The 13,517-nt window shown below is 63.8% G+C and carries 10 protein-coding genes and 2 tRNA genes; 7 read left to right on the plus strand and 5 right to left on the minus strand.

Going from position 1 to position 13,517, the window contains the following annotated elements:
• Positions 1–346: 346 nt before the first annotated feature.
• Together corA and R2R70_RS11370 are read left to right on the plus strand one after the other, a co-directional pair.
• Positions 347–1,408, plus strand: a complete 1,062-nt coding sequence (gene corA / locus R2R70_RS11365) for a magnesium/cobalt transporter CorA (protein WP_084589333.1) — start codon at positions 347–349, stop codon at positions 1,406–1,408.
• A gap of 440 nt (positions 1,409–1,848) precedes the next feature.
• Complete coding sequence (locus R2R70_RS11370) at positions 1,849–2,748, plus strand: LysR family transcriptional regulator (protein WP_043333112.1); 900 nt, start codon at positions 1,849–1,851, stop codon at positions 2,746–2,748.
• Between the two features lie 19 nt (positions 2,749–2,767).
• On the opposite strand, the gene R2R70_RS11375 is transcribed toward R2R70_RS11370, so the two are convergent.
• The 3 genes from R2R70_RS11375 to cydD are packed head-to-tail and all read right to left on the minus strand — an operon-like array spanning position 2,768 to position 7,315.
• Positions 2,768–3,580 carry an SDR family NAD(P)-dependent oxidoreductase gene (locus R2R70_RS11375; RefSeq protein WP_410978034.1) on the minus strand — a complete coding sequence of 271 codons (813 nt, stop codon included), beginning with the start codon at positions 3,578–3,580 and terminating at the stop codon, positions 2,768–2,770.
• A gap of 37 nt (positions 3,581–3,617) precedes the next feature.
• A complete protein-coding gene (cydC, locus tag R2R70_RS11380; protein WP_410978035.1) occupies positions 3,618–5,480 on the minus strand; it encodes a thiol reductant ABC exporter subunit CydC in 1,863 nt (620 codons plus the stop codon).
• On the minus strand, positions 5,477–7,315 hold the full coding sequence (cydD, locus tag R2R70_RS11385; protein ID WP_410978036.1) for a thiol reductant ABC exporter subunit CydD: 1,839 nt from the start codon (positions 7,313–7,315) through the stop codon (positions 5,477–5,479). The genes cydC and cydD overlap by 4 nt, the downstream gene beginning before the upstream one ends.
• 257 nt (positions 7,316–7,572) lie before the next feature.
• Between cydD and gltX the strand changes: the two genes are divergently transcribed.
• From gltX to R2R70_RS11400, 3 genes are all read left to right on the plus strand, one after another.
• Positions 7,573–9,048, plus strand: coding sequence for a glutamate--tRNA ligase (gene gltX, locus R2R70_RS11390; protein ID WP_043333111.1), 1,476 nt, complete (start codon positions 7,573–7,575; stop codon positions 9,046–9,048).
• A 215-nt stretch (positions 9,049–9,263) separates the two neighbouring features.
• Positions 9,264–9,339, plus strand: a tRNA-Ala gene (locus R2R70_RS11395).
• An 18-nt stretch (positions 9,340–9,357) separates the two neighbouring features.
• Positions 9,358–9,433 (plus strand) — tRNA-Glu (locus tag R2R70_RS11400).
• Between the two features lie 530 nt (positions 9,434–9,963).
• Here the strand turns inward: R2R70_RS11400 and R2R70_RS11405 are convergent.
• Both R2R70_RS11405 and gltA read right to left on the minus strand, forming a co-directional pair.
• The gene (locus R2R70_RS11405) at positions 9,964–10,851 is read right to left on the minus strand and encodes an NAD(P)-dependent oxidoreductase (protein ID WP_216060066.1); all 888 of its coding nucleotides are present in this window, start codon (positions 10,849–10,851) and stop codon (positions 9,964–9,966) included.
• Between the two features lie 269 nt (positions 10,852–11,120).
• Positions 11,121–12,407 carry a citrate synthase gene (gltA, locus tag R2R70_RS11410; protein WP_043333109.1) on the minus strand — a complete coding sequence of 429 codons (1,287 nt, stop codon included), beginning with the start codon at positions 12,405–12,407 and terminating at the stop codon, positions 11,121–11,123.
• A gap of 391 nt (positions 12,408–12,798) precedes the next feature.
• Between gltA and sdhC the strand changes: the two genes are divergently transcribed.
• Together sdhC and sdhD are read left to right on the plus strand one after the other, a co-directional pair.
• Entirely contained in the window at positions 12,799–13,176 is a 378-nt protein-coding gene (gene sdhC / locus R2R70_RS11415; RefSeq protein ID WP_043333108.1) for a succinate dehydrogenase, cytochrome b556 subunit, read from the plus strand.
• Positions 13,170–13,517, plus strand: a complete 348-nt coding sequence (sdhD, locus tag R2R70_RS11420; RefSeq protein WP_043333107.1) for a succinate dehydrogenase, hydrophobic membrane anchor protein — start codon at positions 13,170–13,172, stop codon at positions 13,515–13,517. Before sdhC ends, sdhD begins: the two co-directional genes overlap by 7 nt.

A 13,517-nucleotide genomic window follows, 5' to 3' on the forward strand; every position in this document is an offset into this window, starting at 1 on the left:
AAGCTAGTCACGGTCTTAGGGCGACTCTCACGGGTCGCCTTTTTTCGTGTCTGGCCGTCAGGCGCTGCTCTGGCGCGCTACCTCCCTCACTCGCTCGATCACTCGCTCAATCACTCCCTCGGGCGATCTCTCGCTCACGGCCTCGCGCTCACGCCCTCGTGCTTGATAACGCCCCGTCGCTCGGCCTCCGCTGGCGCGCCATCTCGTTTAGAATGACGACATCCTATTCCCACGCCGCCAAGGCGCCCGGGTTTCGCTGCCTTTTCAGACGGTTGGCCATAGTGGCCAGTCATTGTCATCAGTCAGTGCACAGGCGCGACCCGCGGGGCTTTTCGAGGAAGTCATCATGATCACACTCTATCGACTGCACGATGATGGCCGCCTGCGCGGCGAACATATCGTGTTGCCCGACCCGCAGCCCGGCCAGCCCGATGCGCCGCCGCGCCTGGCGGATAGCGCTGAAGAAGCGGCTGCCCTGCATGCCGGGTTGCTGGCCGATGATGAGCTGGCGCCACCGATTCTGGTGCGAAGTGATGTGCTGTGGATCGATCTCTGTGAGCCGGATGAGCAGGAAAAGCGCTGGGTGAGTGAGCAGTTCACGGTGGAACTGCCTGATGTCGAGGAGCTGGAGGAGATCGAGTCGTCGTCGCGCTTCTATCTGGAAGGCGATGGCATCCACGTCGTCTCGCTGTTTCCGCATCGCAAGGGGCGCGAGCCACAGACGGCCAACGTCGCCTTCCATCTGCATGGGCGCCAGCTGATCAGCATGCGCCACGAGGATATCGGCCTGCTGCGACTGTTCCGCAATCACCTGCGTCGCCAGCGACTGAGTCCGGAGGATGGCTGGGAGGTGCTGCTGGCGCTGCTGGCGATGAAGGTCGATTACCTGGCCGATGAGATCGAGGATATCTACCGGGCACTGGAAGCGCTGGGCAAGCAGGCGGTGCACCCTGAGGCGCTGGAAGACACCCTGCACGGCATCCTGTTGCAGGAGCGCTACAACGACAAGGTGCGCCAGTCGCTGCTGGACAGTCAGCGCCTGCTGCGCCAGCTGACGCGCCATCTGCCCTCGGCGCCACGCCAGAAGTCGCGACGTCAGGAGATTCGCGACATGCTGCGCGACATCGACTCGCTCAATCCGCACACCACCTTCATCTTCGACAAGGTCAACTTCCTGCTCGATGCCTCGATCGGTTTCACCAACCTTGATCAGAGCCGCATCATCAAGATCTTCTCGGTGGCGGCGGTGGTCTTCATGCCGCCGACATTGATCGCCAGCATCTACGGCATGAACTTCCACTGGATGCCGGAGCTGGACGAGGACTGGGGCTATCCCTTCGCGCTGTGTCTGATGGGGGTGTCGGCGCTCTCGACCTATCTGTTCTTCAAGTGGAAGAAGTGGCTGTAAGTCGCTGAAGACAGGCATAAAAAAAGCGCCTGGCGTCGTGAGACGGCAGGCGCACAAGAAACTTGCATTACAACACTGAAGATCGCCACCGAGGCCCGGGATGGGCCGACAGCGAAACCGCGCGTGGGGGCGTCGCCATGCAGACCAGTCACCGGGAATCGGTGGGATGAGCAGTGCAACTACCTGAGCGCGAACCTGGACGGTCGGGCTGCGCCACGCAGGCCCGGCCGTCGTCGGTCTAGTCCGGGAGCAGGCGGCCGATGCCGCGACGCGCCTGCTCCCGCATGTTCGTGGCGCACAGTATAGGGTGCCACGCTTTGGAGAATAAGCGCGTACAATCGAAAACTAGGGTTTCCATATTGGAAACCTGAAGGAGTGATGGGGTGTCTGGCCGTATTCAGAGGGCCATGGCGGTTGCACAGCGAGGGTGAGGGAGACACATGGCGACACTTGATGCATTGCGCGTATTCGTCGAGGTCGTGCGCGCGGCCAGTTTCACGGCGGCGGCACGGCGACTGGGGATTTCCAAGTCGCTGGCGTCCAAGCGGGTGGCGGCACTGGAAGAGCAGCTGGGCGTCAGCCTGATCAATCGCTCGACCCGCAAGCTGCATCTCACCGAGGCGGGGCGCATCTACTACGAGCACGGCCTGCGCATCCGCGAGGAGCTGGAATCCGCCGAGGCTCGCGTGCAGTCCGTCACCTCGCAGCCGATGGGCCAGCTCAAGGTGTCGGCACAGGTGTCGTTCGGTTTCATGTATCTGGCCGCGCCGACCACCGCCTTCATGCGTCGCTACCCGGATGTCAGCGTCGAGATTCTGCTCGAGGATCAGCGCTTCGAGCCCATCGATGAGTCGGTGGATCTGGCGATTCGCATGGGGCCGCTGCCGGATTCCTCGATGGTCTCGCGGCCGTTGTGCAAGGTGGTCTATGGCTTGTATGCGGCGCCGGACTATCTGGCGCGCGTAAATGCACCGCCGGTGCAGCCCCAGGACATCCGCGCCTTCGATACCATCTTCTACGGCAATTACGATCTGGGGGCGCATTGGCGCTTCACGCTCAATGGTCAGCCCTTCGATGTGGAGCCGGAGTCGCGGCTGGTGATCAACAATCTGCTCGGCGTGGTGGAGGCGGCCAAGGCCGGCTTCGGTCTCGCCTATCTGCCGACCTTCTCGGCCCGCGCGGCAGTGGAAAGCGGTGAGCTGGTGCCGCTGCTGCAGCCCTACTGGAACGAGCATGGCTCGATGGTGGTGCTGTTCCGCTCACGCAAGTACCTGCCCGACAAGACCCGCGCCTACCTCGACTTCATCACCGAGTGGTTCCAGGAGCATCTGCAGCTCTGACGTCTCCTCTCCTGAGGGGTTACCACTCGATGGCCTGGCCGGCCCAGTCGTAGAATCCGCCGCTGGCGGTGGGCGGGAGTTCAGAGGCGACGCGCAGCAGACGGTGCGCCACGAAGCCCGTGGTGAACAGTTTGCCCTCGGGCACGCGGGCCTGGAAGGGCGTCGACAGGCCGGTGTCGGTGGTGCCGGGATGCAGCGCGACCAGCAGCGCCTCGGGGTTGCGACGCGCGATCTCGATGGCGGCGGTCTTGAGCAGCATGTTGTGGCTGGCCTTGCTGGCGCGATAGGCATACCAGCCGCCGCTGCGGTTGTCGGAGATCGAGCCGACCCGCGCCGACAGCGAGGCGAAGATCACCGGCGTGCGTCGGCGCAGGCGTGGCGCCAGCATTCCCAGCAGCAGGGCCGGGGCGAAGGCGTTGACCTGATGCAGGCGCGTCAGGGCTGCCAGACTCAAATCCTCTAGGCGCTTCTCCGGCCATAGCTGCTCACGCTCGTCATGCAGCAGGCCCAGTGCGTTGAGTATCAGCGCCGGTGGCTGTCCCGCCTCGCTCTCGCCATCCAGTTGCTGTGCCAGCCACTGCTCGAGGCTTGCGGTGCCTTGCTCGGTGGTCAGGTCGGCCTCCAGCGTCTCGAGCTCGGGATGCGCCGCCAGGCATGAGACATCGCGACTCACCGCCAGCACTTTTCCACAGTGCGGATGGGCAAGCAGCTCAGCGATCAGCGCCCGCCCGATCCCGCCGCTGGCACCGGTGACCAGTGCGCAGAAGCCCTGTGGCAGGCGCGCGAAGGTGTCCGTCGCCAATGGCTGATCTTCCAGTCTGCTGTCTGCCATGCATGTCTCCCTCTGTAGTGGCTGAATGTGACTGTCGTCAGGCAGTGCGCTCCATCAGCCTGGCGAGACGGGAATCGCTGCTGAGCGTGGTCGGGGTGGCGTCTTCCTGCAGGCGGCCCGCTTCCAGCAGCGCCAGGCGCGCAAAGCGCTCCAGCCCCAGCGGCTGGTGGGTGATCATGATCAGGCTGCGGCCCTCGCAGGCGGCGAGAATCGCGCTCATCACCTGCACGGCGCTGGTGCGGTCCAGTCCTTCGCAAGGCTCATCGAGCAGCACGATCGGCGCCGGTGACAGCAGCGCACGTGCCACGCCGAAGCGGCGCAGCTGGCCACCGGACAACGAGCGCCCCCCTTCATCCGGGAAGCCGGCCAGTCCCTGTGGCTGGCGGGCCAGCCAGTCGCCGAGGCCAAGGCTTTCCAGCATGCGCGTCAGTGCCTCATCGCTGGCCTCGGGAGCGGCCAGGCGCAGGTTGTCGGCGTAGCTGGCACAGAACAGATGCGTGTCCTGCGGGCAGACCGCGAAGCTTGCGCGCAGCGTGGCCTCGTCGAGTGATTCCAGCGCCACGCCGCCCAGCGTGATGCGTCCGGCGCTGGGAATATGGAAGCGACTTAGCACGTCCAGCAGGGTGCTCTTGCCGCTGCCGGACGGGCCGAGCAGTGCCAGATGCTCGCCTGCGGCCAGTGTCAGGGAAAGCTCTGTGAGCACCGGCGTGTCGCCGTGGGTGACGCTCAACTGCTCGATCTCCAATGCATGACCCACCGGCGTGGCAGCTTCGGAGTCACTGGGGAACTGGGCCGCCGGCGTATTGGCCTGCACGCTGTTGAGACGCGCGGCCGCCGCCAGACAGCGACCGAGCCCCTGCCAGGCCAGCGGCAGTGGCGCCAGTGCCTCGAAGGCGCCGAGCACGGCCAGCAGGAACAGTGCCAGCAGGCGACCATCGAGCAGCTCGCCAGAATGCGTCGTCATGTCGTTGTTCGCATATGGCGCCATCTGCATGACGCCGAGTAGCGCCACCCCGGCCAGTGTCAGCCCCAGCAGAGTGTGGCTCAGCCAGCTGGCCAGTGCCTGACGGCGTGCCTGGGCGCGCTCGATGCTATCCCGCTCGGCCTGTTGCTCGGCCAGGCGCTCAAGCTCCTCATTCCAGCGACCATAGATCACCAGCTCGCCCAGCCCCTGCAGGCGCTCCAGCAGGCGCGCGCGCAGGCGGCTGGCCGAGGACTGATGCCGCATGGCGTCACGGCTGCCACGCCACCAGGCCAGCCACGGCACCAGTCCGCCGGTCAGCACCAGTCCGATCACCGCCACCAGCGCCAGTGTCGGCGCGAAGATGCCGATCAGCGTGCCGGCGGCGAGGATGGCGCAGACCGCCACCAGCGAGGGAATCAATACGCGCACGTAGAGGCTGTCGAGGGCGTCGACATCCGCGCCCAGGCGGGTCATCAACTCTCCCTGGCCGGCATGCTGCAGGGCGGCGGGGGAGAGCGGCTCGATGGCCTCGAACAGGCGGCGGCGCAGGCTCGCCAACAGACGCAGCGTGCCTTCGTGGGTGGTGACGCGCTCGCCATAGCGTCCGGCGGTGCGCGCCAGCGCCAGACCGCGCACGCCTGCCGCCGGAGTGAAGAAGTTGAAGGCCTGAGTGGCGGCGACGCTCAAGCCGGCCACGGCGGTGGCGGAGAGAAACCAACCCGACAGCGCCAGCAGACCGGTGGCGGCCAGCAGGGTGATCAGCGCCAGCAGCGCGCCGATGCCCAGCCAGCCGCGATGCTCGCGCATCAAGGCCAGATAGGGCGTCAGTTCGCGCAGACGTGGGCGCTGTTCGCTACGCGCTTTGCCCAGTGCTGGCGCGCTTGCTGTAACAGCCGCGGGCGTGTCAGGCGCGGGCTTGCGGATGGCGCGGCTCATGCGTCACCTCGCGGCGTCGGGAGGGGGAGTGGGCGGTCCTGCACCAGCTGGCCATCGTCGAGGTGAATCAGGCGCTGGCATAGCGTCAGCAGCTCTGGTCGGTGGGTCAGCAGCAGCAGGGTGCGACCCTCGCCGAGACGCTTGAGCGCGGCGATCACGCGCGCTTCGCTGTCGGCATCCAGGCTGGCGGTGGGTTCATCCAGCAGCACCAGCGGCGCGTCATGCAAGAAGGCGCGGGCCAGTGACAGGCGGCGTGCCTGACCGCCGGACAGCGCCTGGCCGCCCTCGCCAATGCGCGTCTCGAGCCCACGCGGTAGGTGCTGGTACCAGTCAAGCAGGTCGGCATTGCCCAGCGCCGCTTCGAGCTGTGCGTCGCTGGCCTGAGGCCTGGCCAGACGCAGGTTGTCGGCCAGCGTGCCGGACAGGACCACCGTCTCCTGACCGACCCAGGTCGCCATACCCGGCGGCAGGCCGTGGCTCAGCGGATGGCCGTTGAGATACAGCAGGCCGTCGCTGGCCTCGACGAAGCCGAGCAGCAGATTGAGCAGCGTCGACTTGCCGGAGCCGGAGGCACCGGTCAGCGCGACGCGTTCGCCCTGGGTGATCCGCAGGGTCAGTGGGCCGAGTGCCGGCGGAGTCAGCGTGCTGGTCTGGCGGTTCCACTGATTGGGATAGCGCACACAGACCTCTTCCAGCATCAGCGAGTGCAGCTTGCGGGTCTGAGGGCGCGCCGCGGGCAGGTCGCTGATGGCATTGTGCGTCTGTGTGCCAGCCTCGGCCTCTTGCGTGAAGGGGGCACTGCCGACGATGGGGGCGAGGTCGCTGGCGGCAGCCTCGGCCTCGGCCTTGGCGTGGTAGTGCACGCCCAGCTCGCGCAGCGGCTGATAGAACTCGGGCGCCAGTACCAGAATGAAGAGTGCGGTCTGCAGGGTCAGCGGTGAGTCGCCCCAGGTACCGAATTGCAGATGGCCGAGGAAATGGAAGCCGAGGTAGACCGCCAGCAGCGCGATGGACACCGCGGTGAAGAATTCCAGCACCGTGGAGGACAGGAAGGCCAGGCGCAGCACGCGCATGGTGCGCTTGCGAAAGGCATGGCTGACCGCCTCGACCTGGGGGCCGCGTCTGGCGCTGCCGAACAGCTTCAGGGTCTTGAGGCCGGTGAGCAGGTCCATGAAGTGGCGGCCCATGCGGTCCATCTCCCGGAACTGCTCCTGCGAGCGCTTGCGCGCCGCGATGCCGACCAGAATCATGAAGATCGGCACCAGCGGTGCGGTGGTGGCCAGAATCAGGCCGGCCGCCCAGTTGAGCGGAAACACCACGCCTAGCAGCATCAGCGGAATCAGCCCCGCGAGGCGTGTCTGTGGGCGGAAGTCGGCGTAGTAGCCGTGCAGTGACTCGACCTGGTCCCAGACGCGGTTGGCGAGACTGGCGCGATGCTGGCGACGCACCCACAGCGGGCCGAGTTCGGCGAAGCGCTGCAGCAGACGCTCGCGCAGGCGACGGCGGATCTGCTGGCTGGCGCGCGTGCCGGCATAGCCACGCAGGCCAGTGAGCGCGCCGCGCAGCGAGAGACTGGCGGCGAGCACCGCGATGGCCGGCCATAGTGTCGCCAGGCCTTCGCGGTCAATCGCCACGCCCTGGGCCAGACGGGCGATGGCCCAGGCCTGGGCGAGCAGCACCAGTGTCGAGAGCAGGGCGCACAGGATGGCGAGCTGGGGCCAGCGGCCACCGGCACGTGCCAGTGTCTCCAGCCAGGGGCGTGGCACGAATTCTGCCGATGCAGTGGCATCGGTGGGGGAGGGTGAAACATCGGGTGCAGCGGCAGTTCGGGGCATTCATGCTCCTGCCGGTGGTGGCAGAGATAGTTGCAGGGAGGCGCTGGCGTCACGTCTCAAGGCAGAGAATGACGCATCTGGCGCAAGCTTACCGCCGAGAGAGCGTTGGTACACGGCGACGCACTGTCGCACATCTTCACCTTGCGTATAATATGCCCCAGCACTTGCTGCTGAGACAGCAGCGTGATTTCACGCCCCGGCAGTCAGTCATTGCCGAGACGCTTGTTGCCCTCTCTTCTCGAACTACTGGACTCCACATGACCGTTCGTACGCGCATCGCACCGTCGCCGACTGGTGATCCCCACGTCGGCACCGCCTACATCGCCCTGTTCAACCAGTGCTTCGCTCGTCAGCACGGTGGCGAGTTCATTCTGCGTATCGAGGATACCGATCAGACGCGTTCCACCGGCGAATCCGAGCAGATGATCCTCGACTCGCTGCGCTGGCTGGGCATCGAATGGGCCGAAGGCCCGGATGTCGGCGGTCCGCACGGCCCGTACCGTCAGAGTGAGCGTGGCGACATCTACGCCAGACACTGCCAGCAGCTGATCGATGCCGGCCATGCCTTCAAGTGCTATCGCACCAGTGAAGAGCTGGACGAGCTGCGCGAGTCGCGCAAGGCCGAAGGTCTGCACATGGCGCTCAAGCCGTCCGATCTCGCGCTGCCGGCAGAAGAAGTGGCACGTCGTGAAGCGGCGGGCGCGCCCTTCGTCATCCGCATGAACGTGCCGGAAAGCGGTACCTGTGTGGTCAAGGACATGCTGCGCGGCGAGATCGAGGTCGAGTGGGCCCAGGTCGATGCGCAGATTCTGCTCAAGTCCGATGGCATGCCGACCTACCACCTGGCCAACGTGGTGGATGATCACCTGATGGAGATCACCCACGTGCTGCGTGGCGAGGAGTGGATCAACTCGGCGCCCAAGCATCAGCTGCTGTATGAATACTTCGGCTGGCAGATGCCGGAACTGTGCCACATGCCGCTGCTGCGCAACCCGGACAAGACCAAGCTGTCCAAGCGCAAGAACCCGACCTCGATCCTCTACTACCGTCGCATGGGTTACCTGCCGGCGGCGGTGATCAACTATCTCGGTCGTCTCGGCTGGTCCATGCCGGACGAGCGCGAGAAGTTCACCCTGAGCGAGATGCAGGAGCACTTTGATATCCAGCGTGTCTCACTGGGTGGCCCGGTGTTCGATGTCGAGAAGCTCAGCTGGCTGAACGGTCTCTACATCCGCGATCTGTCCGAGGACGAGCTGCTGAGCGAACTGCGTCAGTGGGCCTTCAACGAGTCCTACGTCAAGCAGATCCTGCCGGAAGTGAAGCCGCGCATCGAGACGCTGTCCGAGGCGATTCCGCTGGCCGGCCACTTCTTCTCCGGTCTGCCGGCCATCACGCCGGACGACTTCGCCAAGGCGAAGCTGGAAGGCGAAGACCTGGTGCGTCAGATGCAGTTCCTGACCTGGAAGCTTGAAGCCGTGAGCCGCTGGGACAAGGAGCATCTGCTGGCGGAAGTGAAGCTGCTTTCCGAGCACTTCGGGCTCAAGATGAAGGACTTCCTGGCACCGGTGTTCGTGGCGGTGACTGGCTCGGCGACTTCCACCTCGGTGATGGACGCGATGGTCATTCTGGGCTCCGACATGACGCGCGCGCGTCTGCGTCACGCCGTGGCCGTGCTGGGTGGCGTCTCCAAGAAGGCCGCCAAGCGCTTCGAGAAGGAATATCGCGACCTGTAAGAATATCGCGACCTGCAAGAATATCGCGACCTGCAAGGGTGTCTGCGATGTGCAGATGATGGCCCCCGTGACGTATGTCGTCATGGGGGCCATATCTTGCAGCAGGGCGCTGAACAGCGCTTTCAGTGCTGATCAGCAGCACGATGAGAATTGTGTGAAAAAGAAGTTGACGTCCCCGAGGGTTATCAGTAAGATACGCCTCGTTCTTGAGAGACGGGGCCTTAGCTCAGCTGGGAGAGCGCAACACTGGCAGTGTTGAGGTCAGCGGTTCGATCCCGCTAGGCTCCACCAAGTTTCTCAAGCGACTGCGTCCCATTCGTCTAGTGGTCCAGGACACCGCCCTTTCACGGCGGTAACAGGGGTTCGAACCCCCTATGGGACGCCACTCTTCAGACATCTCGAGTCACCTTTCAGGTCTCGTGAAGTCAACAAAAAAGCACACCTTGCGGGGTGTGTTTTTTTTGTCCCTGATTCTGGCTTATGCACAGCCTGTGTGTCGGCAGAAAAGCATGTTATCCCCAAGTCGCCCTTGACAGACCCCGTGTCTTGTCCACTGTTCGCGCGCTGTCACATCTCCCCCTGCATCTCTTCCCAAAGTGCGGCCCCTGCGGCTGGCGCTTACGTCGTGTTACCAAAAATTTCTTTTATATCAATGGCTTATACGCTGGTTAAATTTTGTGCAATCTGTTGGTAAGCCCGCTGTCATGCTGGTTCGCCGCGCTTGTCTAGGGGTTATCAACGAGGTTATCCACAGATAGTGTGGAAAAACCTGCCGAGCGCCGCTGCTGTCTGGGATGTTGCGCTGCGGCACGAAAAAACGCCTCATTCCCGCGTCCATATGGCGTTGGAATGAGGCGTTTTCAGTGCGAGGCCGTGTGATGCGATTCAGCTCGCTCGCGTGTATTCAGACCCGCTTCATCTGGAGAGGCGCTTGAGCAGCGAGGAGGTGTCCCAGCGATTGCCACCCATGGCCTGCACGTCGGCATAGAACTGATCGACCAGCGCGGTCACCGGCAGGCTGGCATCGATGCGGCGTGCTTCCGCCAGACAGATGTCGAGGTCCTTGCGCATCCAGTCGACGGCAAAGCCGTGATCGTACTCGTCCTTGATCATGGTGGCGTGGCGGTTCTCCATCTGCCAGGAGCCGGCGGCGCCCTTGGAGATCACTTCGATCACCGCCTCGCGATCCAGTCCGGCCTGCTCGGCGAAGTGCAGGCCCTCGGAAAGCGCCTGCACCAGCCCGGCAATGCAGATCTGGTTGACCATCTTGGTGGTCTGACCGGCACCGGTCTCGCCGATGCGCTTCACCATGCGACCGTAGTGCGTCAGCACCGGCTCGGCACGCGCGTAATCCACCTCGCTGCCGCCACACATAATGGTCAGCACGCCATTCACGGCGCCTTGCTGGCCGCCGGACACCGGTGCGTCGACGAAGCCGATGCCGGCCTCGCCCGCGGCGGCGGCCAACTCGCGTGCCAGGTCGGCACTGGCGGTGGTGTGGTCCACCAGCAGGCTGCCGCTCGCCATGCTGGCCAGCACACCGTCGTCGCCATAGGTGACGCTGCGCACGTCATCATCATTGCCCACGCACATCAGCACGATATCGGCGCCCTCGGCGGCTTCTCGCGGGGTGGCGTGATGGCTGCCGCCATACTCCTCGCTCCACTGCTCGGCGCGTGCACGTGTGCGGTTGTAGACCCGCACCTCAAGGCCTGCGCGTTTCAGATGGCCGGCCATGGGGTGACCCATGACGCCGAGTCCGATGAAGGCGGCGGTACGTGGCGTTGTGTGTGTGTCTGACATGCTGGGGGCTCCTTGCCATCAATCAGGAATGAGGTTGCGCCGCTCGCGATGGGGCGCATGGCGTGCCGGCGCGCACAGGACGTGAAGAGGCCGGTACATCAGCACGCTAGCACGTCCGGGGCGGGGACGGGGCGGCTTTATGGCTTGCTGTCAGGCAGGGGCTGCGCGCATGAGAGGTAATAGGCCAAAAAAAACCGCCTCCGAAGAGGCGGTCTGTCCTGCAGGCGCATGACCCGATGTTGCCGGGTGCCTGGTTGCCTGGTGCTGGGTTACTTGGCCGGATAGTCGCGCTGCGGGTGGCCGGTGTAGAGCTGACGCGGACGGCCGATGCGGTGGCCGCCGGCGATCATCTCGTTCCAGTGGGAGATCCAGCCGATGGTGCGCGACATGGCGAAGATGACCGTGAACATGTTGGTCGGGATGCCGATCGCCTTGAGGATGATGCCGGAATAGAAGTCGACATTCGGGTACAGCTTGCGCTCGATGAAGTACTCGTCTTCCAGCGCGATCTGTTCCAGACGCTTGGCGATCTTGAGCTGCGGGTCGTCCGCCATGCCCAGCTGCTCCAGCACTTCGTCGCAGGTCTCTTTCATGACCTTGGCGCGCGGATCGAAGTTGCGATAGACGCGGTGACCGAAGCCCATCAGCTTGAACGGGTCTTCCTTGTCCTTGGCCTTGTCGATGAAGCGCTGGATGTTCTCCTCGGACTCTTCACCGATCTCGTCGAGCATGGCCAGCACGGCTTCGTTGGCGCCGCCGTGTGCCGGGCCCCACAGTGCCGCGATACCGGCGCTGATGCAGGCGAACGGGTTGGCACCGGTGGAGCCGGCCAGACGCACGGTAGAGGTCGAGGCGTTCTGCTCGTGGTCGGCGTGCAGCATGAAGATGGTGTCCATCGCCTTGGCGAACACCGGGTTGATCTTGTACTCCTCGCACGGGTTGCCGAACATCATGTACAGGAAGTTCTCGCCGTAGGAGAGGTCATTGCGCGGGTACATGAACGGCTGACCGATGTTGTACTTGTGGCACATGGCCGCCAGGGTCGGCATCTTGGCGATCAGGCGCACGGCGCTGACGTAGCGTTCCTTCTCGTTGGTGATGTTCAGGTTGTCGTGATAGAAGGCAGCGAGGCCACCGACCACGCCGCACAGGATCGCCATCGGGTGTGCGTCGCGACGGAAGCCCTTGAAGAAGTTGACGATCTGCTCATGCACCATGGTGTGGTTGCTGATCAGCTGGGCGAACTTGTCGTATTCCTCGTCGCTCGGCAGCTCTCCGAACAGCAGCAGGTAGCACAGCTCGATGTAGTTGGAGCTCTTGGCCAGCTGGTCGATGGGATAGCCGCGATGCAGCAGCACGCCTTTCTGGCCATCGATGAAGGTGATGGATGATTCGCAGGCGGCAGTGGAGACGAAGCCCGGGTCGTAGGTGAACATGCCTTCGGCGGTCAGGCCGCGAACGTCGATGACGTCCTGGCCGAGCGTGCCGGAATAGACCGGGAACTCGATGCTCTTGTCGATACCGTCTACTGTCAATGTCGCTTTCTTGTCAGTCATGCCGACCTCCTCATTATTCGCGTAACTCTTTGACTTGCTTGCCATGCCGGGCTTGCATCAATCCCGCCCACTATAGAAGCCCGCGAAAGATTGTCAATTCGCCACACGGCGTAGAGACGCGCGCCATGCTGCTGTGCGTCAGTTCCCCGACGTTTACGTATCCCGTGGCGTCAGGTCGCGTCCTGTTCACTGCATTTTGTGCAATCCGTGGTTGCGGCCCTGCGACGTCATGCCATTTGTCATGCCAATGGCCAACCCCTATAATCCACCGTCGCGCGACTGGCGGGAAATTCGGCTCGGTACCGTGGATGGCCTGCGCCCGAGACCCTTCCTCAAACCACCGCCCCTGCGGGCTTGCGTCCGTGTTGGGCCAAGAGAGTGTGTAAGAGCCGTGAATAGCAAACGACCCGTAAATCTCGATCTGACGACGATAAAGTTCCCTCTCCCTGCGCTGACTTCAATCACCCACCGTATTACCGGCGTGATTCTGTTCGTGGGCCTGGTATTTGCGCTGTGGGCACTCGATGCCTCGCTGTCCTCCCCGGAAGGGTTCGAGGCAGTGCGCGACACCCTGGCGACCAACTTCCTGGCCAAGATCGTGGCCTGGGGCCTGCTGTCTGCCCTCGGTTTCCACTTCGTGGCTGGCATCAAGCACCTGCTGATGGACATGGATATTGGTGTCGAACTGGAAAGTGCTAATCGCAAGGCGCAGGTCACTGTCGTGATCAGTGCTGTTCTCGTGGTCCTGGCGGGAGTCTGGGTATGGTAAACAACATCACCAATTTCAGCCGCAGCGGTCTGTCCGACTGGGTGCTGCAGCGTGTTTCTGCCGTGATTCTGGCAGTCTATTCCGTGTTCATGGTCGGCTACCTGCTGCTCCATCCGAACCTCGACTACACCACCTGGAGTGGTCTGTTCGAGAACACGGCGATGCGCATCTTCTCTCTGATGGCATTCATCTCGATTGCCGCACACGCCTGGATCGGTCTGTGGACCGTGGCGACCGATTACATGAAGCCGACCGCACTGCGTTTCGGTTTCCAGGTCTTCGTCATCCTTGCGTTGTTCATCTTCTTGGTCTGGGGCGTTCAAGTCCTGTGGGGAGCCTGA

Source organism: Cobetia sp. SIMBA_158 (assembly GCF_046566945.1).
In the GTDB taxonomy this organism is placed as follows: Bacteria; Pseudomonadota; Gammaproteobacteria; order Pseudomonadales; family Halomonadaceae; genus Cobetia; species Cobetia amphilecti.